The organism is Dongia sp. (assembly GCF_041918875.1).
In the GTDB taxonomy this organism is placed as follows: Bacteria; Pseudomonadota; Alphaproteobacteria; order Dongiales; family Dongiaceae; genus Dongia.
In genome coordinates this window covers 1-21,032 of the sequence record NZ_JAYRUV010000012.1, presented here as the reverse complement: position 1 = coordinate 21,032, position 21,032 = coordinate 1, and the positions used below count along the sequence as shown (strand labels likewise).

The 21,032-nt window shown below is 66.2% G+C and carries 21 protein-coding genes; 8 read left to right on the top strand and 13 right to left on the bottom strand.

Annotated features, from left to right (window positions below):
• The first annotated feature begins 2 nt into the window (after window positions 1–2).
• Window positions 3–563 carry a GNAT family N-acetyltransferase gene (locus ACE3TY_RS13655; protein ID WP_374653816.1) on the top strand — a complete coding sequence of 187 codons (561 nt, stop codon included), beginning with the start codon at window positions 3–5 and terminating at the stop codon, window positions 561–563.
• On the opposite strand, the gene ACE3TY_RS13650 is transcribed toward ACE3TY_RS13655, so the two are convergent.
• From ACE3TY_RS13650 to ACE3TY_RS13640, 3 genes are read right to left on the bottom strand one after another with little or no spacing between them, the layout of a single operon-like run.
• Window positions 560–1,162, bottom strand: a complete 603-nt coding sequence (locus ACE3TY_RS13650) for a DUF938 domain-containing protein (protein WP_374653814.1) — start codon at window positions 1,160–1,162, stop codon at window positions 560–562. The genes ACE3TY_RS13655 and ACE3TY_RS13650 overlap by 4 nt on opposite strands.
• Window positions 1,162–2,358 (bottom strand): alpha/beta fold hydrolase, encoded by a 1,197-nt coding sequence (locus ACE3TY_RS13645; RefSeq protein WP_374653812.1) that lies wholly within the window; start codon window positions 2,356–2,358, stop codon window positions 1,162–1,164. The genes ACE3TY_RS13650 and ACE3TY_RS13645 overlap by 1 nt, the downstream gene beginning before the upstream one ends.
• A gap of 11 nt (window positions 2,359–2,369) precedes the next feature.
• Window positions 2,370–3,590, bottom strand: a complete 1,221-nt coding sequence (locus ACE3TY_RS13640) for an MFS transporter (protein WP_374653810.1) — start codon at window positions 3,588–3,590, stop codon at window positions 2,370–2,372.
• Window positions 3,591–3,763: 173 nt separating this feature from the next.
• Between ACE3TY_RS13640 and ACE3TY_RS13635 the strand changes: the two genes are divergently transcribed.
• Window positions 3,764–5,023, top strand: a complete 1,260-nt coding sequence (locus tag ACE3TY_RS13635; RefSeq protein ID WP_374653808.1) for a D-amino acid dehydrogenase — start codon at window positions 3,764–3,766, stop codon at window positions 5,021–5,023.
• Window positions 5,024–5,122: 99 nt separating this feature from the next.
• Window positions 5,123–5,827 (top strand): hypothetical protein, encoded by a 705-nt coding sequence (locus ACE3TY_RS13630; RefSeq protein WP_374653806.1) that lies wholly within the window; start codon window positions 5,123–5,125, stop codon window positions 5,825–5,827.
• Here the strand turns inward: ACE3TY_RS13630 and ACE3TY_RS13625 are convergent.
• Entirely contained in the window at window positions 5,824–6,696 is an 873-nt protein-coding gene (locus tag ACE3TY_RS13625; RefSeq protein WP_374653804.1) for an AraC family transcriptional regulator, read from the bottom strand. The two genes, ACE3TY_RS13630 and ACE3TY_RS13625, sit on opposite strands and share 4 nt — an antisense overlap.
• Here ACE3TY_RS13625 and ACE3TY_RS13620 point away from each other — a divergent pair.
• The gene (locus ACE3TY_RS13620; RefSeq protein WP_374653802.1) at window positions 6,695–7,138 is read left to right on the top strand and encodes a DUF2000 family protein; all 444 of its coding nucleotides are present in this window, start codon (window positions 6,695–6,697) and stop codon (window positions 7,136–7,138) included. The genes ACE3TY_RS13625 and ACE3TY_RS13620 overlap by 2 nt on opposite strands.
• Before the next feature lie 36 nt (window positions 7,139–7,174).
• Here the strand turns inward: ACE3TY_RS13620 and ACE3TY_RS13615 are convergent, their stop codons facing one another.
• From ACE3TY_RS13615 to ACE3TY_RS13605, 3 genes are all read right to left on the bottom strand, one after another.
• Window positions 7,175–9,034 carry a putative bifunctional diguanylate cyclase/phosphodiesterase gene (locus ACE3TY_RS13615; protein ID WP_374653800.1) on the bottom strand — a complete coding sequence of 620 codons (1,860 nt, stop codon included), beginning with the start codon at window positions 9,032–9,034 and terminating at the stop codon, window positions 7,175–7,177.
• Between the two features lie 197 nt (window positions 9,035–9,231).
• Entirely contained in the window at window positions 9,232–10,431 is a 1,200-nt protein-coding gene (locus tag ACE3TY_RS13610) for a DUF2336 domain-containing protein (protein ID WP_374653798.1), read from the bottom strand.
• 3 nt (window positions 10,432–10,434) lie between these two features.
• The gene (locus ACE3TY_RS13605; protein WP_374653796.1) at window positions 10,435–12,102 is read right to left on the bottom strand and encodes a diguanylate cyclase; all 1,668 of its coding nucleotides are present in this window, start codon (window positions 12,100–12,102) and stop codon (window positions 10,435–10,437) included.
• A gap of 142 nt (window positions 12,103–12,244) precedes the next feature.
• Between ACE3TY_RS13605 and ACE3TY_RS13600 the strand changes: the two genes are divergently transcribed.
• From ACE3TY_RS13600 to ACE3TY_RS13585, 4 genes are read left to right on the top strand one after another with little or no spacing between them, the layout of a single operon-like run.
• Window positions 12,245–12,946, top strand: a complete 702-nt coding sequence (locus tag ACE3TY_RS13600; protein ID WP_374653794.1) for a pyrimidine 5'-nucleotidase — start codon at window positions 12,245–12,247, stop codon at window positions 12,944–12,946.
• Window positions 12,943–13,791 carry a 2,3,4,5-tetrahydropyridine-2,6-dicarboxylate N-succinyltransferase gene (gene dapD / locus ACE3TY_RS13595; RefSeq protein ID WP_374653792.1) on the top strand — a complete coding sequence of 283 codons (849 nt, stop codon included), beginning with the start codon at window positions 12,943–12,945 and terminating at the stop codon, window positions 13,789–13,791. The genes ACE3TY_RS13600 and dapD overlap by 4 nt, the downstream gene beginning before the upstream one ends.
• On the top strand, window positions 13,788–14,942 hold the full coding sequence (gene dapE, locus ACE3TY_RS13590) for a succinyl-diaminopimelate desuccinylase (RefSeq protein ID WP_374653790.1): 1,155 nt from the start codon (window positions 13,788–13,790) through the stop codon (window positions 14,940–14,942). The genes dapD and dapE overlap by 4 nt, the downstream gene beginning before the upstream one ends.
• Window positions 14,935–15,513, top strand: coding sequence for a hypothetical protein (locus tag ACE3TY_RS13585; protein WP_374653788.1), 579 nt, complete (start codon window positions 14,935–14,937; stop codon window positions 15,511–15,513). The genes dapE and ACE3TY_RS13585 overlap by 8 nt, the downstream gene beginning before the upstream one ends.
• A gap of 13 nt (window positions 15,514–15,526) precedes the next feature.
• On the opposite strand, the gene ACE3TY_RS13580 is transcribed toward ACE3TY_RS13585, so the two are convergent.
• The 6 genes from ACE3TY_RS13580 to fabD all read right to left on the bottom strand — a co-directional run bounded on the left by ACE3TY_RS13580 (window position 15,527) and on the right by fabD (window position 20,806).
• Entirely contained in the window at window positions 15,527–15,991 is a 465-nt protein-coding gene (locus tag ACE3TY_RS13580) for a hypothetical protein (RefSeq protein WP_374653786.1), read from the bottom strand.
• Window positions 15,992–16,993 carry an endolytic transglycosylase MltG gene (gene mltG / locus ACE3TY_RS13575; protein WP_374653784.1) on the bottom strand — a complete coding sequence of 334 codons (1,002 nt, stop codon included), beginning with the start codon at window positions 16,991–16,993 and terminating at the stop codon, window positions 15,992–15,994.
• Between the two features lie 97 nt (window positions 16,994–17,090).
• The gene (fabF, locus tag ACE3TY_RS13570; RefSeq protein WP_374654102.1) at window positions 17,091–18,353 is read right to left on the bottom strand and encodes a beta-ketoacyl-ACP synthase II; all 1,263 of its coding nucleotides are present in this window, start codon (window positions 18,351–18,353) and stop codon (window positions 17,091–17,093) included.
• Window positions 18,354–18,513: 160 nt separating this feature from the next.
• Entirely contained in the window at window positions 18,514–18,750 is a 237-nt protein-coding gene (locus ACE3TY_RS13565) for an acyl carrier protein (RefSeq protein ID WP_133613758.1), read from the bottom strand.
• Between the two features lie 201 nt (window positions 18,751–18,951).
• Window positions 18,952–19,689, bottom strand: a complete 738-nt coding sequence (fabG, locus tag ACE3TY_RS13560) for a 3-oxoacyl-[acyl-carrier-protein] reductase (RefSeq protein ID WP_374654100.1) — start codon at window positions 19,687–19,689, stop codon at window positions 18,952–18,954.
• A gap of 166 nt (window positions 19,690–19,855) precedes the next feature.
• A complete protein-coding gene (gene fabD, locus ACE3TY_RS13555; protein WP_374654098.1) occupies window positions 19,856–20,806 on the bottom strand; it encodes an ACP S-malonyltransferase in 951 nt (316 codons plus the stop codon).
• Between the last annotated feature and the right edge of the window lie 226 nt (window positions 20,807–21,032).

Below are 21,032 nucleotides of genomic sequence, written 5' to 3'. Positions count from 1 at the left end.
GCGTGGATATCGCACCCATCGAGACCGAGCGGCTCGTCATCCGCAACTGGCTGCCGCGCGACCGCGCGCCTTATGCCGCCTTCCTGGCCGATCCAGCCTTGCGCAAGTTCTTCCGCGGCGTGATCGATGCGCCGACCGCCCATGGCTGGATCGCGGGCTACCGCGACGAACTGGCCGCCACCGGCTTCGGCTGGCGCGCGATCGAGCGCAAATCCGACGGCGCGCTGATCGGCGATGTCGGTATCGGCCATATCGACGATGCCAGCCGCAAGGTCATGCGCGGTTCACCCCAGGTCGAAGCCGGCTGGACCGTCGGCCGCCCCTTCTGGGGCCAGGGCTATGCGACCGAGGCCGCCGCCGCGTGCCTTGCCGACGCCTGGAAGCGGCCGGAACTGGACGAAATCGTGGCCGCCGCGCATGTCGAGAACAGCGCCTCGCACCGGGTCATGGAAAAGCTCGGCATGCGGCGCGACACGGCCGGCGATTTCGACGATCCGCGCTTTCCTGCCGGGCATTGGCTGCGACCGCACCTTCTCTATCGCCTGGCAAGGCCGGCGGCCTAGCGGCGGCGGAAGACGAGGCTGAGATTGTTGGCCGGCATCTCGCTCACCACCGGCCCCTCGAAGCCGGCGGCCTTGGCCAGCGCCGCCACATCGTCGAGGTCGCGTACACCCCATTCGGGATCCTGTGCCCGCAATTGCCGGTCGAAGGCAAGGTTGCTCTCGGCCGTGTGCTGCCCGCCGCGTTTATAGGGACCATAGAGATAGAGCACCGCGCCGGCCGGCAGGATGCGCGCCGCACCCCGAAAGAGTCCCTCGGCCGCCGTCCAGGGTGCTATATGGATCATGTTGATGCAGATGAGGGCGTCGGCGCCCGTGACCGGCCAGCTTTCCGCCGTCACATCCAGGAAGAAAGGCGGCAGGATGTTGGGTATGCCGCTCGATGCCACCCAGCCGGCGATGCTGCGCAGGTTCTCGACCCTGGCGTCGCTCGGCTGGAAAGTGAGGTCCGGCAGGGCCCGCGCGAAATGCACGACATGCTCGCCGCTGCCACTGGCGATTTCCAGGACCGTGCCGCTTTTGGGCAGCCCCTGGCGCAGGACCGCGAGGATCGGGTCGCGATTGCGCTGGGTTGCCGGGGCACGAAGCCGTTCATCCGTCATCAGACACCCTCCGCCGCCACCGTGGCGATGCGGGCACCCGCGGTCAAGGTCTTATGCACCGGGCATTTCCCGGCAATCTCGATGAGCCGCGCGCGCTGCTCGGCATCGAGGTCGCCGGTCAGCGTGACGGCGCGGGTGAAGAGATCGGGCTGCGCCATGTCGCCCGCCTCCCTCGCATGTTCGACCACGGTGCGGATATGGGCGACCGGCCAGCCCTTCCGCTCGGCATACATGCGCAGGGTCATGGTGGTGCAGGCACCCAGTCCCGCCGCCAGCAGCTGATGCGGCGTCGGGCCGGACCCCAGGCCGCCCACCTCCCTGGGTTCGTCGGCCAGGAACTGGGCGTGGCCGGTCTTCACCGCGACCTGGTATCTGCCGCCGCCCGTTTCCTCGACCACGACACGGTTTTCAGAAAGTTCCCCAGCCCAGTCGAGGTCCGAGGCCAGATAGCGCGAGGCCCAGGCGGCGATGACGTCGGCGGCATAGGATGCGTCGCTGGGGCGGGTCAGCAGATGATCGGCATTGTCGAGCGAGACGAAGCTCTTGGGATGCCTGGCCGCCTGGAAGATGGCGCCGGCATTGTCGGCCCCCACGGTCTGGTCGGCCGGCGAGTGGAGTACCAGCAGCGCGCGCTTGAGGTTGGCGATGCGGGACTTCTGGTCATGGCGCTCGAGATCGTCGATGAAGGCGCGGCGCATGTTGAAGGGCCTGCCGCCAAGATCGACCTCCGCCTCGCCTTTCTCCAGCAGGTCGGGCAGGTGGTCGCCGAATTGCAGGGTGACATGCTTCACGTCGAAGGGCGCCCCGATCACGGCCACCGCCGCGACGCTGTCGATATCGGCGGCGCCCGCCAGCACGGCGGCACCGCCCAGGCTGTGGCCGATGAGCAGGCGCGGCGCCATGCCCTTCGCCGTCATCTCGCCCGCGGCGGCGACCAGATCGCGCACATTGCCGCTGAACGTGCTGTCGGCGAAATCGCCCTCGCTTTCGCCAAGCCCGGTGAAATCGAAGCGCAGCACGCCGATGCCGCGCTGGGTGAGCGCGCGGGCGATGCGGACGGCGGCAATGGATTGCTTGGTGCAGGTGAAGCAGTGCGCAAAGAGGGCGAAGGCGCGGGGTGCCGTCGCCGGGAGATCGAGCCGGCCGGAAAGCCGATGGCCATCGGCACTGCGGAAGTCGAAACGCTCGGTCGCCATGGGAACCCCTTTCAGGTGAATTTCGGCACCGCCGCCTTGGGCAGGCGGCGCAGCAGCAGCCACAGGGCAATCGCCATGTTGAGCACGTTCCAGGCAATGCCGTTGAGGAAGGCCATGTCATAGGAACCTGTCATGTCGAAGATGATTCCCGACATCCAGCCGCCCAGTGCCATGCCGACGACGGTGGCGGTGAGCACCAGGCTGATGCGCACGCCGGCCTGGCGGGCCGGGAAATTGTCGCGCACGATGAGCGCGTAGCTGGGCACGATGCCGCCTTGGCTGAGGCCGAAGAGCGCCGATACGATATAGAGCGACATCAGCCCGTCGAAGGGCAGATAGAAGATGAGCGCCAGGCATTGCAGCGTGGAGCCGAGGATCAGTGTGCCGACACCGCCGATGCGGTCGGCGATGAAGCCGGAGATGAGACGGCTGACGACACCGGCAAAGAGCATGATGCGCAGCATCTCGGCCCCCGCGGCCGCCCCATAACCCAGATCGCCGCAATAGGCGATCATATGCACCTGCGGCATCGACATGGCGACACAGCAGGCGATGCCGGCCAGCATCAGCAGGCCCTGCAGATAGAAGGGCGCCGTGCGCGCCGGTTCGGATGGGGACGCCTTCCTTGTTTCACGTGGAACATCGGTGGCGAAGGCGGGGCGCCGGCGCATGAGGAATGCCAGCGGCAGCATGGTGACCAGGCAGATGATGCCGATGGCGATGTAGGAAACGCGCCAGCCATAGGCGTCGATCGCCTTCAGCAGCAAGGGCGGCCAGATGGCGCCAGCCAGGTAATTGCCGCTGGCGACGACGGCGACCGCGATGCCGCGCCGGCGCAGGAACCAGAGCGAGATATCGGCCACCATCGGGCCGAAAGTGCTGGAGGAGCCGAAGAAGCCGATGAGGATTGCCTGCGCCAGGATGAACTGCCAATAGCTCTGCGCCAGTGCGGCCGCGACGAACCCCAGCGACAGCATGACCGATCCCAGCATGACCGGCAGCATGATGCCGCGCCGGTCGGCCAGCCGCCCCATCGCGACCCCGCCCAGCGAGAAGCCGATCATGGTCGCGGTATAGGGGAGCGAGGCACCGCCCCGGCCCAGGCCGAATTCCGCCTCGATCGTGGGCAGGATGGTTACCGGCGTCCACAGGCCGATACCGCCGATGATGGCGATCGCCAGGCCCGCCGCCAGCCGCCCCCAGGCATAGCGGCTATCGTAACCATGCGTCATGATTGTTCTTTCCCTGACTATCGCCATCTTGGTAGCGGATGCGGCGAGAAGCCGCAATTCACGCCGCGGCATGCCTGTCATGCCAGAGCGGGTGGCGGCGGCATCTGGGCTAAGGGCGCGCAATCGGCTAGAAGCACGCCCATCGATCATGGGTATTGTTGGAGTATCGCATCGTGAAGATCGTGGTCCTGGGCAGTGGCGTCATCGGTGTCGCCACCGCCTATTTCCTGGCCCGCGCCGGTCATGAGGTCGTTGTGCTGGACCGGCAGGAAGGGCCGGCGCTGGAAACGAGCTTTGCCAATGCGGGCGAAGTCTCGCCCGGCTATTCGGCGCCCTGGGCGGCGCCCGGCATTCCCTTGAAGGCGCTGAAATGGCTGTTCATGCGCCATCGGCCGCTGGTGATCTGGCCCAAGCTCGATCCGGCCATGTGGCTGTGGGGCCTGCGCATGCTCAGGAACTGCACCGCCGAGCGCTATGCGCGCAATAAGGGGTTGATGCTGCCCATCGCGCATTACAGCCGCGACGTGCTGCAGGAATTGCGGCGCGAGACCGGCATCGCCTACGACCAGCGCATGCAGGGCACGCTGCAGCTTTTCCGGCTCGAGAAGCAGATGGACGGAATCGGCGCCGACACGGCCGTGCTGGCGCAGACCGGCATTCCTTTCGAGGTGCTGGATGTCGAGGGCTGCCTCAGAGTCGAGCCGGGCCTCAAGCATGTGCGCGAGAAATTCGTGGGCGGCCTGCGCCTGCCGCAGGACGAAACCGGCGATTGCTTCAAGTTCACGCAAGGCCTGCGGCACCTCGCCGAACAAGCCGGCGCCAGCTTCCTCTACCAGGTGACAATCAACGGCCTCATCCGCGAGGGCGATCGGATCGGCGCCGTCGACACGAATGGCGGCCGTGTGACCGCTGACGCCTATGTCGTGGCGATGGGCAGCTATTCGCCGCATCTGCTGCGCCCATTGGGGCTCAAGCTCCCGGTCTATCCGGTCAAGGGCTATTCATTGACCCTGCCGGTGACGGCGGAAGACGGCGCGCCGCAATCGACCGTGATGGACGAGACCCACAAGGTCGCGATCACGCGGCTTGGCGAGCGCATCCGCGTCGGCGGCACGGCGGAACTGGCCGGCTTCAACCTGGACCTGCGCGAAGGCCGGCGCGAGACATTGGCGCATGTGGTCGGCGATCTCTTCCCGCGCGGCGGCGATATCGCCAGGGCGGCCTTCTGGTGCGGCCTCCGGCCGATGACGCCGGACGGCCCGCCGATCGTCGGCGGCACGCGCTACGGCAATCTCTACCTCAATACCGGCCATGGGACGCTGGGCTGGACGATGGCCTGCGGTTCGGGCCGGATCATGGCCGATCTCCTCTCTGGCCGGCGGCCGGAAATCGATATCGGCGGGCTGGGGCTGGAGCGCTATCGCGGGCTTTGAGCGGATCGTGCTAGACTGGCCGCCTGCGCCAACTTCAGCGGGCGCCAACTTCAGCGGGCGCCGATTTCAGCGGGGGCCAACTTCAGCGAGGATCGTGTCATGCGGAAGATCAGCGGATGCCTCCTTTCGATCGCCGCCCTGGCAGCCCTGCTGGGCTGTGCCCAGGTTCCAGAGCCGGCACCGGCGCCGGCGGCCACCTATCGCGTGGGTGCGCGCGACTTCGCCCTGGACGGCGTCACCGTTCTGCAGACATGGCCGGCCCTCCCCTATCGCAATCCGCCGAGCTTCGCGCGCGTCGCCATGCAGCTGCCGCCGGGCAGGCTGGTGCCGGGCTTGCGCGGCGACGAGGGCGACGTCGTCCAGATCGATCTGCTGGCGCCCCAGCCGGCAGCCTCCGCCGACCGGATTCTGAAAGCCAATTTCACCGACTGGTCGGGACGTGAAGCCGCGCCGGCCGGCGCCACCTATCATTACGACCCCAAATCCAAATTGCTGAAGGATGGCGGCCGCGCCGTCTATCGGCGCAACGCGGCGCAAGTGAGCGGCCTCGAAGCCTTGTCGCCGCCCGCCCCACGCGGCGCGGCGCCCGAATTCTTCATCTCCCGCGACGGTTCCGGCGTCGCGGCCGCGATCGACTGCCGCGAGGTGCCGCCGGCCTATGGGACGGGCGAATATTGCTCGCTGCGCCGGCAGGTCGGCGCGGAATATGGCTACCGCGTGCTGTTCCGCCGCGATCTCCTCTCCGACTGGCAGCGCATCGATGCGGCGGCGCGCGCCTACATCGTCGGCGCCGCGCAGCGCTAGGCCCGGAGCATCCTGGCCCAGGCGGCAGGCGTCCGGCCATAGGCGCGCTTGAACTGGCGTGTGAAATGGCTCTGGTCGGCAAAGCCGGCCGCGGCCGCGACATCGGCAAGGCCGGTCCCCTCCGCCAGCAGGGCGCGCGCCCGGTCCAGGCGCCGCATGACCAGGTAATTGTAGGGCGACGTGCCGTAGAGCTTCCGGAATTGCCGGTTGAGCGTGAACCGATCGAGGCCGCTCGCCGCTTCCAGTTCGACGGCGGTGACGATTCCGGTGGCGGCATCGAGATGCAGCCGCGCGCGTTCGGCCTGCGGCCGGGCCTGCTTCAGCGGGCGGCCCAGCCTGCCCACGCCCGCCGAGGGATCGTTGGCCAGCATCGCTTCCGCAAGCGCCGCCACGATCTCGACCTGTTCCAGTTCCTCCAGCGGCCGCGCCATGTCGCGCAACGCCAGATGTAGCGCCGCCACGAGGCGCGGATCGCGCGAGACCACCTCGCGCAGGAACGGCAGGTGCCTGGCACGCCCCTCCAGCGCGGCGGCGATCCGGTGCGGGGCCACATAGATCATCCGGTAGCGGAAGCCTTCGGCAACGCCCGCGCGGCCGTTATGGGATTCGTCGGGATAGAGCACCATCACCTGACCGGCGGCGCTGTCGCGCCGGGCGCCCCGATAGTCGAAACTCTGCACGCCGCTCAGGGTCAGGCCCAGCGCATAGACATCGTGCCTGTGATCGTCATAGGCGTGAGCGCTGAAATAGGCATCGAGCCGGTCGAGGCCCGGGTCGATGCCGCGGGCCGGCGGCGCGAAACGCAGCCAGTCCTTTCCGCCGGATCGTTCAAGATTCCGGCCCGGTCCCTTCCCTATCTTCTGGCCCATGACCGAGACATCTTCAGCTAAGGCACCTTTCCGTTTCGACACCAAGATCGCCATCGTCGTGCGCGAGGATCTCGCCGCCTGGCAGAAGCTCAATGTCACCGCCTTCCTGGCTGGCGGCCTGCCCGGATCCTATCCCGATCTGCCGGGTGAATTCTATCGCGACGGATCCGGGCGGCACTACGGGAAACTCATTCGTCAGCCGATCCTGATCTTCGCCGCGACCGGGGCGGAGCTTGCCCGCACCCGCGAGCGCGCCGCCGGCCGCAACCTGTCCATCTCCATCTATACCGCGGAACTGTTTACCACCGGCAACGATGCCGACAACCGCGCCGCCGTGGCCGCCGTGCCGACCGAGGCACTCGACCTGGTCGGCATCGCCATCCATGCCGGGCGCAAGGAAGTCGACAGGGTGGTGAAGGGGTTAAGGCTGCACGGCGCCTGATCCGGCGCGCTGAATTCCGGTTTGAGGGGCGATGCCCTATTCCGCGGCCTTGGTGGAGCCGAGCGGCAGCTCGGCCTGGGCGCGGGACTGCTGGCTGGCCCAGAGCCTGGCGATTTCGGCGCGCGACATGGGCTTGCCGAGCAGATAGCCCTGCGCCTGGTCGCAATTCTCGTTCTGCAGCCAGGCGAGCTGGGTCGGCGTTTCGACGCCCTCGGCGTTGACGGTGATGCGCAGCGAGCGGCCGAGCGCGATGACCGCGCGCACGATCGCCATCGAATCCGGATTCTGCTCCATGGCCCAGATGAAGGAACGATCGATCTTCATCTTGTCGAAGGGGAAGCGCTGCAGATAGCTCAAGCTGGAGAAGCCGGTGCCGAAATCGTCGAGCGAGATGCGAATCCCGGCCGATTTGAGGATATTGAGCGTGGCCAGGGTACGCTCGGTATCCTCGATCAGCACGCCTTCGGTGATTTCAAGTTCCAGGCGCTGGGGCGCCAGCCCCGTTTCCTTGAGGATGGCGAGGATCTGTTCGGCAAGATCCGGCTGGCGGAACTGGATCGGCGAGAGATTGACCGCGACGATCTTGTCATCCGGCCAGCTGGCGGCTTCGCGGCAGGCGGTGCGCAGGACCCAATCGCCCAATTGCATGATCAGGCCGCATTCTTCCGCCAATGGGATGAATTCGGCTGGCGAGATGTGACCGCGTTCCGGATGGCGCCAGCGCAGCAGGGCCTCGCAGCCCAGAACCGTCATATGTTCGCAATCGACCAGTGGCTGGTAATGGAGTTCCAATTGCTCGGCGCCGAGCGCCTGGCGCAGGTCCTGCTCCAGCCGCCGCCGCTCCTGCAACCGCAGATCCATCTCGGATTCGAAGAAGCGATAGGCACCGCCCCCGGCCGCCTTGGCGCGGTCGAGCGCGGTGTCGGCGGCGCGCAGCAGTTCGTCGCCGCTGATACCGTCGTTGGGATAGAGTGCGATGCCGATGCTGGTGCCGATGACAAGGGTGTGCCCGCAGATGATGAACGGCTCGCCCAGCGCCTTCACCAGTCGCTCGGCCATGAAGGCCGGACCGTCGGGATGCGAGAGGCCCACCTGGATGATGGCGAATTCGTCGGCCCCCAATCTGGCGACCGTATCGTCGGCCCGGGTCGAATGGGTCAGGCGCAATGAGACCTGGCGCAGCAGTTCGTCGCCGATTTCCGGTCCGAAGGAATCGTTGACCGGCTTGAAGCGGTCGAGGTCGAGGCACAGCACCGCGACCGTATTGCCGCCGCGCTTGGCCCGCGCCATCGCCTGGTTGAGGCGGTCGCGGAAAAGGTTGCGGTTCGGCAGAGCGGTCAGCGCATCGTGATGCGCCATATGGAGGATGCGCTCCTCCGCCGCCTTGCGCTCGCGGATGTCGCGCACCGCGACCACGCGCGCATCGCCGTTTTCGAACGGCATGGTGCGGCCGAGAATCTCGACGGGAATGGCGCTGCCATCGGCATGGCGCAGGTCAAGCTCAATCGGTCGGTCGCTGCCCGTATCGAGCCGGCCGAGATGCGCGCGCAAGGTATTCTGGCTGGCCGGCGTGCAGAAATCGTAGACGCTGCGTCCGATCAGCATTTCCTGGGGCCAGCCCAGGATCGCGGCCATCGCCGTATTGGCGTCGAGGACGATCCCGTCGCGATGGATGACCAGGCCTTCGAAAGTGGCATCGGCCAGCTGCCGGAAGCGGGCTTCGGAAGCGCGCAGGCGCCCCTCGCTCTCGCGCCATGCGGCCGCTTCGGCATTGGCCCGCAGGCAGCGCGGCAGAACGTAGAGCAGGACATAGGCGGCGCCTGCCAGCGCGAGCGTGACGGCAAGCCCCAGGGCCAGCACTATCGGATCGGCAAATGCTGCAAAATCGCTCTGCATCGTGGGCCCGTTTCGGCTCTTCTCAAGAAGGTGGCACGGCCATCCGCCGAACCGCTCTTAAGCCTTATAGGGGGGAGAATCTGAATCGAAGATTAACGGCAACATACCATGATGTGCGCACGATGAATTCATTCTTGCATCACACTATAAGTGACGCAAGAAAGCCCGCCTCCCCTTCAGGGCAGGGGTGGGGAGCCTCAGCCGGTGAAGAGTTCCAGCTGCCAGTCCATCTCGCGCTCGGTCAGCGGATAGTCGGTGCCGCCGCGCGGGTTCAGGACCTGATGCGGCGGGATGCCGGCGATCTTCAATTGCAGCTGCAGCGCCTGGCGCATGGTGAGCCTGGCTTTCCAGGCCAGCGCCGTCACCGCCTTGGCGCTCATCGAGGTCATGATCTTCTTGACGATGACCGCGTCGAGCCTGGCGTCGCGCCCGAGCGCCGCCATCACCTGGTCGCGCTTGCCGCCGGCGATCGCGGCGCTCATCGCCTCTTCGTCGCCGGGTGCCGGCGGGGTCGGGTCGTCGGCCGATTCCTTCTGCTTGGCTTCGGCGGCGAGGCGCTTCTTGACTGCCTTGGCGACCGCCTTGGCCGTCGATTTGTCGAGATCGGGCCGCGAGGTCAGGAGATCGAACAGCGACGATGAAACGAACTCGGCCAGGCGCTTCACCGCATTCATCGGCAGCAAGGGCCGGCGCACCAGCGGCTCCTGCCATTCCTCGATCGCGGGCGCCTTGTCGAGGATGAGGTCGAGCGTTTCCTCGCGGATCTGCGCCGAACCGTTGTTGAGGAGGTCCGTGATCGTGTCCGTCTCCTCAGGCATTTCGACCGAGGCGGCGACGATCGCGTCGGCCAGCCGGCCGCCGATGCGCCGGCGCTTGGCGATGGCGGTGAGCGCGCCGCGGATCGGCCCGGCGCTGATGATTTCCAGGAGATCGTCGTCGGTGAGGATGGGCGAATATTGCAGGACCGGGCCCGCCACCTTGATTTCCAGGTCGCGGGCCAGTTCCTGGATGATGTGCGGCGGCGCATCGGTGAGGTCCTTGAGCGCCTCTGCCACGATGCGCCGGACCTTGATCGCCTCGTCGCGCGCCAGGGTTTCCAGGACCTGAATGGTGAGATCGCGGATCTGCGTGCGCGCCTCTTGCGAGAGCTGGGGTGCCAGGCGGGCGATCTTTTCGGCCAGCAACTCGCGGACATTGTCGTCGCTGTCGGTCGCCAGCAGCAGGTCGGCCTGGCGCGGCGTCGCGACGTTGCGGGCGATGGCGCGACGCACATCGGCGGATTTGTCCTCGGCCAGGAAATAGAGGATTTCCGGACGCACATCCTTGCGCGCCGCCAGGGCCTGGCGCTGCGATTCGCTGCCGGCCGCTGCCAGGCGCTTGGCCTCTTCATATTCCATACGCTACTCCACCACCACGTAACTGCCCTTGCCGCCATGCTTGATGCGGTACATGGCTTCGTCCGCGCGCGCCATCAGCGCGTCGAGCGAATCCGCATCGGTCGGCCGCAGCATGGCGATGCCGATCGAAAAGCCCAGGGGCCTGTCCGAACCCGGCGCGAAGCTTTCCAGCGACTTGGCCGCTTCCTGTAAGGCTACGGCCTTGGCGATCGCCTCGGCGCGGTCGATCTCGTCGAGCCAGGCCACGAATTCGTCGCCGCCCAGCCGCCCGATCGGATCGCGCGCGCGCAACTGGTTGCGCAGGATATCGGCGGTGGCGATGAGGGCGGCATCGCCCTGGGCGTGGCCGAACCGGTCGTTGATCTGCTTGAAATTGTCGAGATCGACATAGAGCAGCGCACCGCCATGATGCGCTTGCCGGGACCGCCCGACAGCGCGCGCCAAGGTGGTTTCGAAGCCGCGGCGGTTGAGGAGTCCGGTGAGGGCGTCCGTGGTGGAGAGATGGCGCAAGCGCTCCTGGCCCTTGAGCTGTTCGATAAGCACGGCAAGCTGTTCGGCCAGCTCGCCAAGAAGGAAGAGATCGTCCGCCAGCCAGTCGCCGCGCGCCATGTCGCGCCACAGGATGAGCATGCCGACCCGGCGCCCATCATGGCGGCAGAGGAAGGCAAGGCCCAGCCGGCCGCCGTCCTGCGAAAGCGCCACACCTTCGGGCGCCTGCTGGGCGGCCTGGATGAGGGTCGGGTCGGCCGGGGTGATGTCGCCCCCCAGCGCTTCGGCGGCACCTTCGGGCCCGAAGCGCAGAACCCGGCCGAGATCGGCACCGACCGCCTGGATCGCCGTGTCGAGGGCGGTGGCGATCGCCTCTGCCGGGTCGATCGTGCGGCGGAGCGAACGCAGCAGATGGACGACCAGGCGTTCGCGGTGCCGCGCGTCGGCCAGTTCCGTTTCGCGCGTCTTCTGCGCGGTGATGTCGCGCGCCAGGCCCCTGGCGCCGCGGAAGGGGCCGGGGACCGACAGCGGCTGGGCCTGGACCAGCAGGCAGATCGGGCGACGATCGGCGCCGCGCATCCAGATTTCGGTCCCGCCATGCGGGCCGCTGCCGTCGAAGGCCTGCTGCGCTCCCTCGGCGATGGCGAAGTCCTGCGGCGCGCGCCCGATAAGGTCGGCTGGCGGATAACCCATGGCCAGCGGGCCGGAAACGAAGGCGAAGGCGCCCTCCCCATCCACTTCCCAGGTGAAATCGGCCGCCGCATCGATGAGTTCCTTGAAGCGCTGGCGCGAATCGATGAGCGCGCCGCGCAGGGCCCGTTCCAGGCTGATATCGCGCCCGGCGATCAGGATTCCGGTGCCCCCGGCACCCGGGCAAGGCAACAAGGTGAGATCGAAGGAAACTGGCTTGCCGTCGGCGCCGGCCAGTTCCAGGGCGGCAAGACGCGCCGGCGTGCCGCCCTTGGCCGTGGCCAACGCCTTGGCCAGTTCGTCCGCCGGCGCCGCCATCGCGGCACGCAGCGGCCCGGCGCCGGAATTGGCGGCAAGGACGCCGCCATCGGGCCCCAGCAGCAACATGGGGCCGCGATCCTGGGTAAACGGGCCGTCCCCGGCAAAGAGTCTGGCCGCCGCTTCGAGGGCGGTGGGATCGCGGTCGGTCATGTGCGTGGGCGTGTTGGGCATGATGGCGGAAAGATTGCCGTCCACACGATTAATAGGGTGTTAAACCCGCTTCGCGCATCCGGTCACGGCTTGCGGGCTCGGGCCCGAGGCCATAAGGTCCGGGCCGGATCGGCTCAGTCGGCGCGGGAAGTCTGTGGCAATCATGTCGTTAGGGAAGGCAAAAGCGGTCGGTGCCTGGATTTTCGACCTCGACAACACGCTCTATCCTGCCTCGTGCCGGCTATTCGACCAGGTGCAGGTGCGCATCCGCCAGTATATCCGGGAAAATCTGGGTCTTTCGGAAACGGAGGCCCTGGCCCTGCAGAAACGCTATTTCCAAGAGCATATGACGACATTGCGCGGCCTCATCGTCAATGACGGGATCGATCCGCATCATTTCCTCGATTTCGTGCACAGGATCGATCTCGGCGGCCTCGAAGCCAATCCGGCGCTGGATGCGGCCATCGCGGCCCTGCCCGGCCGCAAGGTGATCTTCACCAACGGATCGGTGCCGCATGCCGAACGGGTCATGGAAAAGGTCGGCATCGGGCGGCATTTCGAGGGCGTCTTCGACATCGTCGCCTCCGATTTCGTGCCCAAGCCCGATATCGGCGTCTACCGGCGCCTGTGCGCGGAATACCGGATCGACCCGGCAGCTTCCGTCATGATCGACGACATGCCGCGCAATCTCGCCCCCGCTCATGAACTCGGCATGACCACGGTGCTGGTCAAGCCGGACGACGGGTTGGGCGATGAATGGGCGGGACCGGCCGGCGATTCAACCTATATCCATCATGTGACCGAAGATCTGGCCGCTTTCTTGGGCTCCTTCGGCCAACCAGCCAAAACGGGGAGCATTCCATGAACGATCTGGCCAAGACCATCGACACCGCGTGGGAGAAGCGGGCCGAGATCGGCGCCGCCACCAGGGGCGAGGTGCGCGATGCCGTCACCCAGGCGCTGGCCGGGCTCGATGACGGCACCTTGCGCGTCGCCGAGAAGGTGGACGGCAAGTGGCGGACCAATCAGTGGCTGAAGAAAGCCGTGCTGCTCTCCTTCCGCCTCAACGATTCCTACCATGTTCCCGGCGGCGGTTCCTTCCCCGGCGGCGAGGCCGCCTGGTTCGACAAGGTGCCATCGAAATTCGCCGGCTGGGACGCGGCGCGCTTCAAGGCCGCGGGCTTCCGCGCCGTCCCCGGCGCCGTCGTGCGCCAGAGCGCCTATGTGGCGCCCAGCGTCGTCGTGATGCCGAGCTTCATCAATGTCGGCGCCTATGTCGATAGCGGCACCATGGTCGATACCTGGGTCACCATCGGTTCCTGCGCGCAGGTGGGGAAGAACTGCCACATTTCCGGCGGCGTCGGCCTTGGCGGCGTGCTGGAACCGCTGCAGGCGGGTCCCGTGATCATCGAGGACGATTGCTTCGTGGGTGCGCGTTCCGAAGTGGTCGAGGGCGTCGTCGTGGAGACCGGCTCGGTCATTTCGATGGGCGTCTTCATCGGCGCCTCGACCAAGATCGTCGACCGGGTGACCGGCGAAGTGCATTACGGCCGGGTGCCGGCCTATTCGGTGGTCGTCCCGGGCGCGCTCCCCGGCAAGCCGCTGCCCGACGGCACGCCCGGCCCCAGCCTCTATTGCGCGGTCATCATCAAGCGGGTCGACGAAAAGACCCGCTCGAAGACCTCGATCAACGACCTGCTGCGGGATTGACGCCGGTGGATCCCGTCAAGCTCGCGCAGGCTCTCATCCGCCGCCCGTCGGTGACGCCGAAGGACGAAGGCGCCATCGGCGTGCTGGAGGAGGCCTTGGCCAAGGCGGGGTTCACCAATCACCGCCTGGCCTTCGCCGCACCGGGGACGGCGGAGATCCAGAATCTCTATGCCAGCGTCGGCGGCGACCGGAAGGGCCGCAACATCTGTTTCGCCGGCCATACCGATGTCGTGCCCGAGGGCAGGCGCGATCATTGGAGCGCCGACCCTTACGCGGCCGAAATCCGGGACGGCAATCTCTATGGCCGCGGTGCCGCCGACATGAAGAGCGCCATCGCCGCCTTCGCGGCGGCCGCCGCGCGCTTTGTCGAAAAGCGCCAGGGCAGGTTCGCCGGCACCATCTCGCTCCTCATCACCGGCGACGAGGAAGGTCCGGCGGTCAACGGCACCAGGCCGGTGCTGGACTGGCTGGCCGCCAAAGGCGAAAAGCTCGACGCCTGCATCGTCGGCGAGCCCACCAATCCGACGAGGCTCGGCGAGATGGCCAAGATCGGCCGGCGCGGCAGCTTCACCGGCCGCCTGACCGTGCACGGCATCCAGGGCCACACCGCCTATCCGCATCTCGCCGACAACCCGATCCATCGCCTCTCGAAAATGATCGCGGCCCTCACCGAACCGCTCGACGCGGGCTCGGCGCATTTTCCGGCGACGACCCTGCAGTTCGCCACGGTGGATGTCGGCAACCCGGCCAACAATGTCATCCCGGCCGAAGCGAAGGCCGTGTTCAATTCGCGCTTCAACGATCTCCATACGGCCAAGAGCCTGGAAGTGGAAATCCGCCGCCGCCTCGACAGCGTGGGCGGCCGCTACGACCTCACCTGCGAATGCTCGGGCGAATCCTTCCTGACGCCGCCGGGCGCGTTCTCGGAACTGCTGGTCGAGGCGGTGAAGGCCGAGACCGGCCTGACGCCGGAGCTTTCCACCACCGGCGGCACCTCGGATGCGCGCTTCATCAAGGATTACTGCCCGGTCATCGAGTTCGGCCTGGCCGGTGCTACCATGCACAAGGTCGACGAGCATGTGCCGGTGGCCGACATCCAAGCCCTGAGCCGCATCTACGAACGCGTGCTGGATGCCTATCTCGATGCCTAGCCTTCGGGAAGCGCGCGCTGCCCTCACCGGCCTTGGCAAGCTGCTGCGCTTCGATGCGGGCTTCATCAACTGGTTCGACCGCGGCCCGGCAGGCGCCTTGCGCGCTTTCGGCCTGATGATCCCGCTGCTGCCGGTCTTCCTGCTATGGCTGTTCCTGCAGTTCGACGCCTCGGCCGAATTGAGCGCGCTCCTCATCGGCGCCCGCATCGCCATCTATTACGTGCTGGGCTGGGTGATGTTCCCGCTCATCCTCATCGTCATCGGCCGGGCGGTCGAACGCGAAAGCCAGGCCATCGGCGCCATCGGCCCCTATATCTGGTTCTCCGGCGCGCTGTCGCTGCTGGTCTGCCTGCTGTCGATCCTTGGCCTCATCGGCCCGGCGGGTGCCGTCCTCGACCTGTTGGACTGGCCGATCGTCATCGCCTCGCTGGTCTACGAAGCCTATCTGCTGCAGGTGCTGATGGGGATCGGCTATCTGGGCGCCGGCATCCTGGCCGTGGTCGATTACACGCTGGGGCGCAGCCTGTTCTTCCTGCTCATCGTCCCGGCGATCGTCCTGCCGACAAGCTGATCTGCCCCGCCGCTCAGCAATCGTGCGGCAGGGTCAGCGACTGGTCCTTCATGTCGATGCCGAACGAGCATTCGAAGGCGGGATCGGCCGGCGTGCCATCGCCATTGGCGCCGTAGCAGACGATGCCGTTGCCATATTTGGAAAGACGGCCGACGCATTCGTCCTGGACCGGCTCCATGGGGAACGCCTCCCACATCTTTTGCGCGGCGGCGCCCGTCACATAGAAGACGGCGATATCCTTGGACGCCGATTCATCCGCCGCATCCAGCGGCGCCAGCATGTCGAACTCGCCTTCCAGCGGCACGCTCGTCTGCTCCTGGGCGATGGCCGGCACACGGTCGAAGGGACCGAAGAAGGCAACCCCGCCCGCCAGCGCCGCCACGACGGCAAGATAGACCGCGCATTGCTTGCCGACATTCATGACCGGCTCCATGCGGTTGCCGACCGGGTTCTGGTCGTCGTTCGTTTCAAGCGACATTCAATTGGCCTGCTTGTTCTGTTTCTGGATCTTGCGCCATTTGGCGACATTCTTGTTGTGGCCGTCGAGCGTCTCGGCGAAGGCATGCCCGCCGGTGCCGTCGGCCACGAAATAGAGTTCCTTGGTCTTGGCCGGATTGAGCACGGCCTTCAAGGCCGCCGATCCCGGATTGGCGATCGGCGATGGCGGCAGGCCGGTGACGACATAGGTGTTGTAGGGGCTGTCGCGTTTGAGGTCGCTATAGGTGAGATCGCGCCCCAGCGGCGCCTTGCCGAGCGTCACGGCGAAGATCACGGTCGGGTCCGATTGCAGTGCCATGCCCTTCTTCAGCCGGTTATGGAACACGGCGGCCACGCGCGCGCGCTCGTCGCGCAAGCCCGTTTCCTTTTCGACGATCGAGGCGAGGATGACGGCTTCCTGCGGCGTCTCCAGCATGATCGCCTTGTCGCGCTTGGCCCAGAGCTGGGCGAGGGTCTCGGTCATATTTGCCTTCATGCGCTCGACCAGGGCGCCCCGCGCGTCGCCGCGCACGAAAAAGTAGGTCTCGGGCAGCAAGGTGCCCTCGGCCGGCGGCGGCGGCAGTGGTCCATCGAGTACGGGCGAGGCCGCGAGCGCGTCGAAAATCTCCCGCACCGTCCAGCCTTCGGCCAGCGTGATCCGGTGCAGCACCGACTTGCCTTCGATCAGCACCTGCATGGCGCCGCGCGGGGACGCCGCCGTGGGAAAGCGGAATTCGCCGGCATGGAGGGGCTGGTCGTCGGAGAAGAATTTGACGCCGAGCTTGAAGACGAGCGGGCTTTCGATGACGCCCTCCCTGGCCAGCAGATCGGCGATGGCGCCCACGCCGCTGCCCTTCGGAATGACCAGCACGGTTTCGTCGCGCAAGGGTCCGCCGGCATTGAAGGCGTTCCAGAACCAGGCGGCACCGCCGCCGCCCACGATCAGGACGAGGAAAAGCAGGCCGCCGACGATCTCCGCCAGCGTCTTGCCGCCACGGCTCACGACAGCACCGAAAACAGAATGACCAGCAAGGCGACCGTCGGCGCCAGCATGGGAAGATGCGCGGTCATGACCGGGGGACCGGGTCCGGCCTCAGCCTTCAGTTCACGCCGGTGAAGATGACGCTGGCATTGGTGCCGCCGAAGCCGAAGGAATTCGACAAGGCGGTCCGGATCTTCCTCTGCCTGGCCTGCTTGGGCGCCAGATCGATGTCGCAGCCCTCCGACGGGTTGGTGAGGTTGAGCGTCGGCGGCGCCACCTGGTCGCGGATCGAAAGGATCGAGAAGATCGCCTCGACGGCACCCGCGGCCCCCAGCAGATGCCCGATCGCCGATTTGGTCGAGGACATGGTGAGCTTGTAGGCATGATCCTTGAACAGACGCTTCACGGCACCGAGCTCGATCTCGTCGCCCAGCGGCGTCGAGGTGCCGTGCGCGTTGATATAGTCGATGTCTTCCGGGTTGAGCTTGGCGCGTTTCAGCGCGGCCGTCATGGCGCGGAAGCCGCCATTGCCGTCCTCGGCGGGCGCCGTGATGTGATAGGCATCGCCCGACATGCCGTAGCCGATCACCTCGGCATAGATCTTGGCGCCGCGCTTCTTGGCGTGTTCGTATTCCTCCAGCACGACCATGCCGGCGCCTTCGCCCATGACGAAGCCGTCGCGATCCCTGTCCCAGGGGCGGGACGCCGCCGTGGGGTCGTCGTTGAACGAAGTCGACATGGCGCGCGCAGCGCAGAAGCCGGCAAAACCGATGCGCCCGATCGTGGCTTCGGCACCGCCGGCCACCATCACATCGGCATCGTCGAGCGCGATCATGCGCGCGGCGTCGCCGATCGCATGGCTGCCGGTGGCGCAGGCGGTCACCACCGAATGGTTGGGGCCGCGGAAGCCGAATTTGATCGAGACATGGCCGGAGACCAGGTTGATGAGGCAGGACGGCACGAAGAACGGGCTGACGCGGCGCGGGCCCTTTTCCTTGAGGACGATCGAGGTGTCGTAGATGCCGTTCAAGCCCCCGATGCCCGACCCGACGAGCACGCCGGTACGGTCGAGATCCTCCTGTTCCGTGGGCGCCCAGCCGCTGTCGGCCACGGCTTCGGTGGCAGCCGCCACACCCATGACGATGAACGGCTCCATCTTCTTCTGGTCTTTGGTGGAGACGTATTCGTCGGGGTTGTAGTTGCCCGAGGCCTTGTCGCCCAGCGGCACCTGGCCCGCCACCTTGCAGGGAAGGTCGGAGACATCGAAGCTCTGGATGCCGCTGATGCCGGATTCGGCCTTCAACAGACGCTTCCACACATGTTCCACACCCACACCCAGGGGCGACACGATGCCCATACCGGTGACGACCACGCGACGCATGATGTCCTCGCTCACTCTATTGCCGTTGGCTCACATGGTCCGAATATCGCGGACCACAAATCGTTTGGGCCCCGAAACCGGGGCCCGCACGGGAATTCCTGAATTCCCCGCCCATCCGGTCCGATCAATTGCTTGACCGCGTGCATGGGCGGTGAACTGGTCAGGCAGACTTCGATTTGATGTAGTCGATGGCATCCTTCACGGTCAGGATCTTCTCGGCCGCATCGTCCGGGATCTCGCAACCGAATTCCTCTTCGAAAGCCATCACCAGCTCGACCGTATCGAGGCTGTCCGCGCCCAGATCGTCGATGAAATTCGCACCTTCGGTGACCTTGGCTTCTTCCACGCCGAGGTGCTCGATCACGATCTTCTTCACGCGCTCAGCAACGTCGCTCATCTCTGTCTTCCCTTGTTTGAGCCGGCCTTTGATTCCGGCCGACGGTCCTTGCAATTGTTACCCGAATTCCACGCCCGAATATTGGTTCCGTCCCGCTATTCCGGATGAATCAGAGCTAATAGTCAGGGGTCACTTAACACAACTCAGCCGGGCTTGACCAGTAGCCCCGGCGCCGCCTGGCCTGGCCACATAAAAATGTAATCAGATCATGGCCATACCGCCATTCACATGGAGCGTCTGGCCAGTCACGTAAGCCGCTTCGTCGCTGGCAAGATAAACCACGGCGCTGGCGATCTCCTGGGCCTGGCCCAGGCGGCCGGCCGGCACCTTGGGCAGGATCTGGTTGCGCTGTTCCTCCGTGAGGGCGTCGGTCATGGCCGTTTCGATGAAACCGGGGGCCACGCAATTCACCGTAATGCCGCGCGAGGCCAGTTCCTGCGCCAGGGCCTTGCTCATGCCGATCATGCCGGCCTTGGCGGCGGCGTAATTGGCCTGGCCAGGATTGCCGGTGACGCCCACGACCGAGGTAATGCCGACGATGCGGCCGACGCGGCGCTTCATCATGCCGCGCATGGCGGCGCGGGCCAGGCGGAAACCGGCGGTGAGGTTGACGTCGATCACCTTCTGCCACTCCTCGTCCTTCATGCGCATGGCGATATTGTCGCGCGTGAGGCCGGCATTGTTGACGAGGATGTCGAGCTTGCCCATGGCCGCCTCCGCATCCTTCACCAGGGCGTCCGTCGAGGCCGGATCGCCGAGATCGGCGGTAAAGACATGGACGCGGTCCTTGAGTTCAGCCGCCAGCGCATCCAATGCCTCGCGCCGCGTGCCGCTCAAGGCCACGATGGCGCCCTGCGCGTGCAGCGCCCTGGCGATGGCGCCGCCAATGCCACCCGAAGCCCCCGTCACGAGCGCCGTCTTGCCGGTCAAATCGAACATCATAAAACTTCTCCTTGCAGGCTATTCGCGACTCCCTCGCCCCGCTTGCGGGGAGAGGGTCGGGGTGAGAGGCGGAACGAATCGGCTCGGACTCTGGCATCCCACCCTCATCCCGCCCTTCTCCCGCCCGGGCGGGAGAAGGGCATATCTGTGGCACCCAGCTACATTAGGTCAGAGATTTAAGCGCCGCTTCGATATCCGCCGGCTGGCCGACCGAGAGACTCTCGATTTCCTTGTCGATGCGCTTCACCAGGCCAGCCAGCACCTTGCCGGCGCCCAGTTCGAACACATGCGAAACGTTCAGGTTTTTCATGGTCTGCACGCTTTCGCGCCAGCGCACCGTGCCGGTGACCTGCTCGACCAGCAATTTGCGGATCGTGGCGGGATCCGAGACCGGCTGCGCCGTCACGTTGGCGATGACCGGAACCATCGGCATCCTGATATCGACCTTGGCGAGGGCTTCCGCCATCGCATCCGCCGCCGGTTGCATCAGCGGGCAATGGAAGGGTGCGGAAACGGGCAGCATCACCGACCGCTTGGCCCCGGCTTCGAGCGCCAGCGCACCACCGCGCTCGACTGCTTCCCTGGCACCTGAGATGACGACCTGAGAGGGATCGTTGTCATTGGCCACGGCGCAGACCAGCTTGGTTTCTTCCGCCGCTTGGCGCGCCACTTTCTGCGCGCGTGTCAGATCGAAATTGAGGAGGGCCGCCATCGCTCCCTCGCCCACCGGCACGGCCTTCTGCATCGCCTGGCCACGCAATTTCAAAAGACGCGCGGTATCAGCGAGCGTGAACGCACCTGCAGCGGCCAGCGCCGAATATTCACCGAGCGAATGTCCGGCGACGTAGGACGCCTTGTCGGCAAGGCGGAACTTGCCCTCCGTCTCCAGCACCCGGAGGACGGCGATGGAAACAGCCATCAGGGCCGGTTGCGCATTCTCGGTCAAGGTGAGGTCGCCTTCCGGCCCCTCGAACATCAGCTTGGTGAGCTTCTGCCCCAGCGCGTCATCGACTTCCTCGAAAACGAGCCGCGCCGGCCCGAACGCCTCGGCCAGGGCCTTGCCCATGCCGACGGCCTGCGACCCCTGGCCCGGAAACACGAAAGCGCGCATCAGGTTTGCCTCCAAAAGAAAGAGTGCCGGGCTTAGACCCCAGGACTGCCCCCGCCGTCAAGCGCCGGGGTCTCCATGCACCTCATGAGAAAAAGTTCTGTTTTTGTTCTTGACAAGATGATAGGAATTAGATACTATTAGAGTTGCATGCACATCACCTCTGGCTCCCCAGCCGGAGCCGCTCGGTTGTCATCGGCGCAAGCTCCCGTGGAGCGCAGGCCGACCCCAT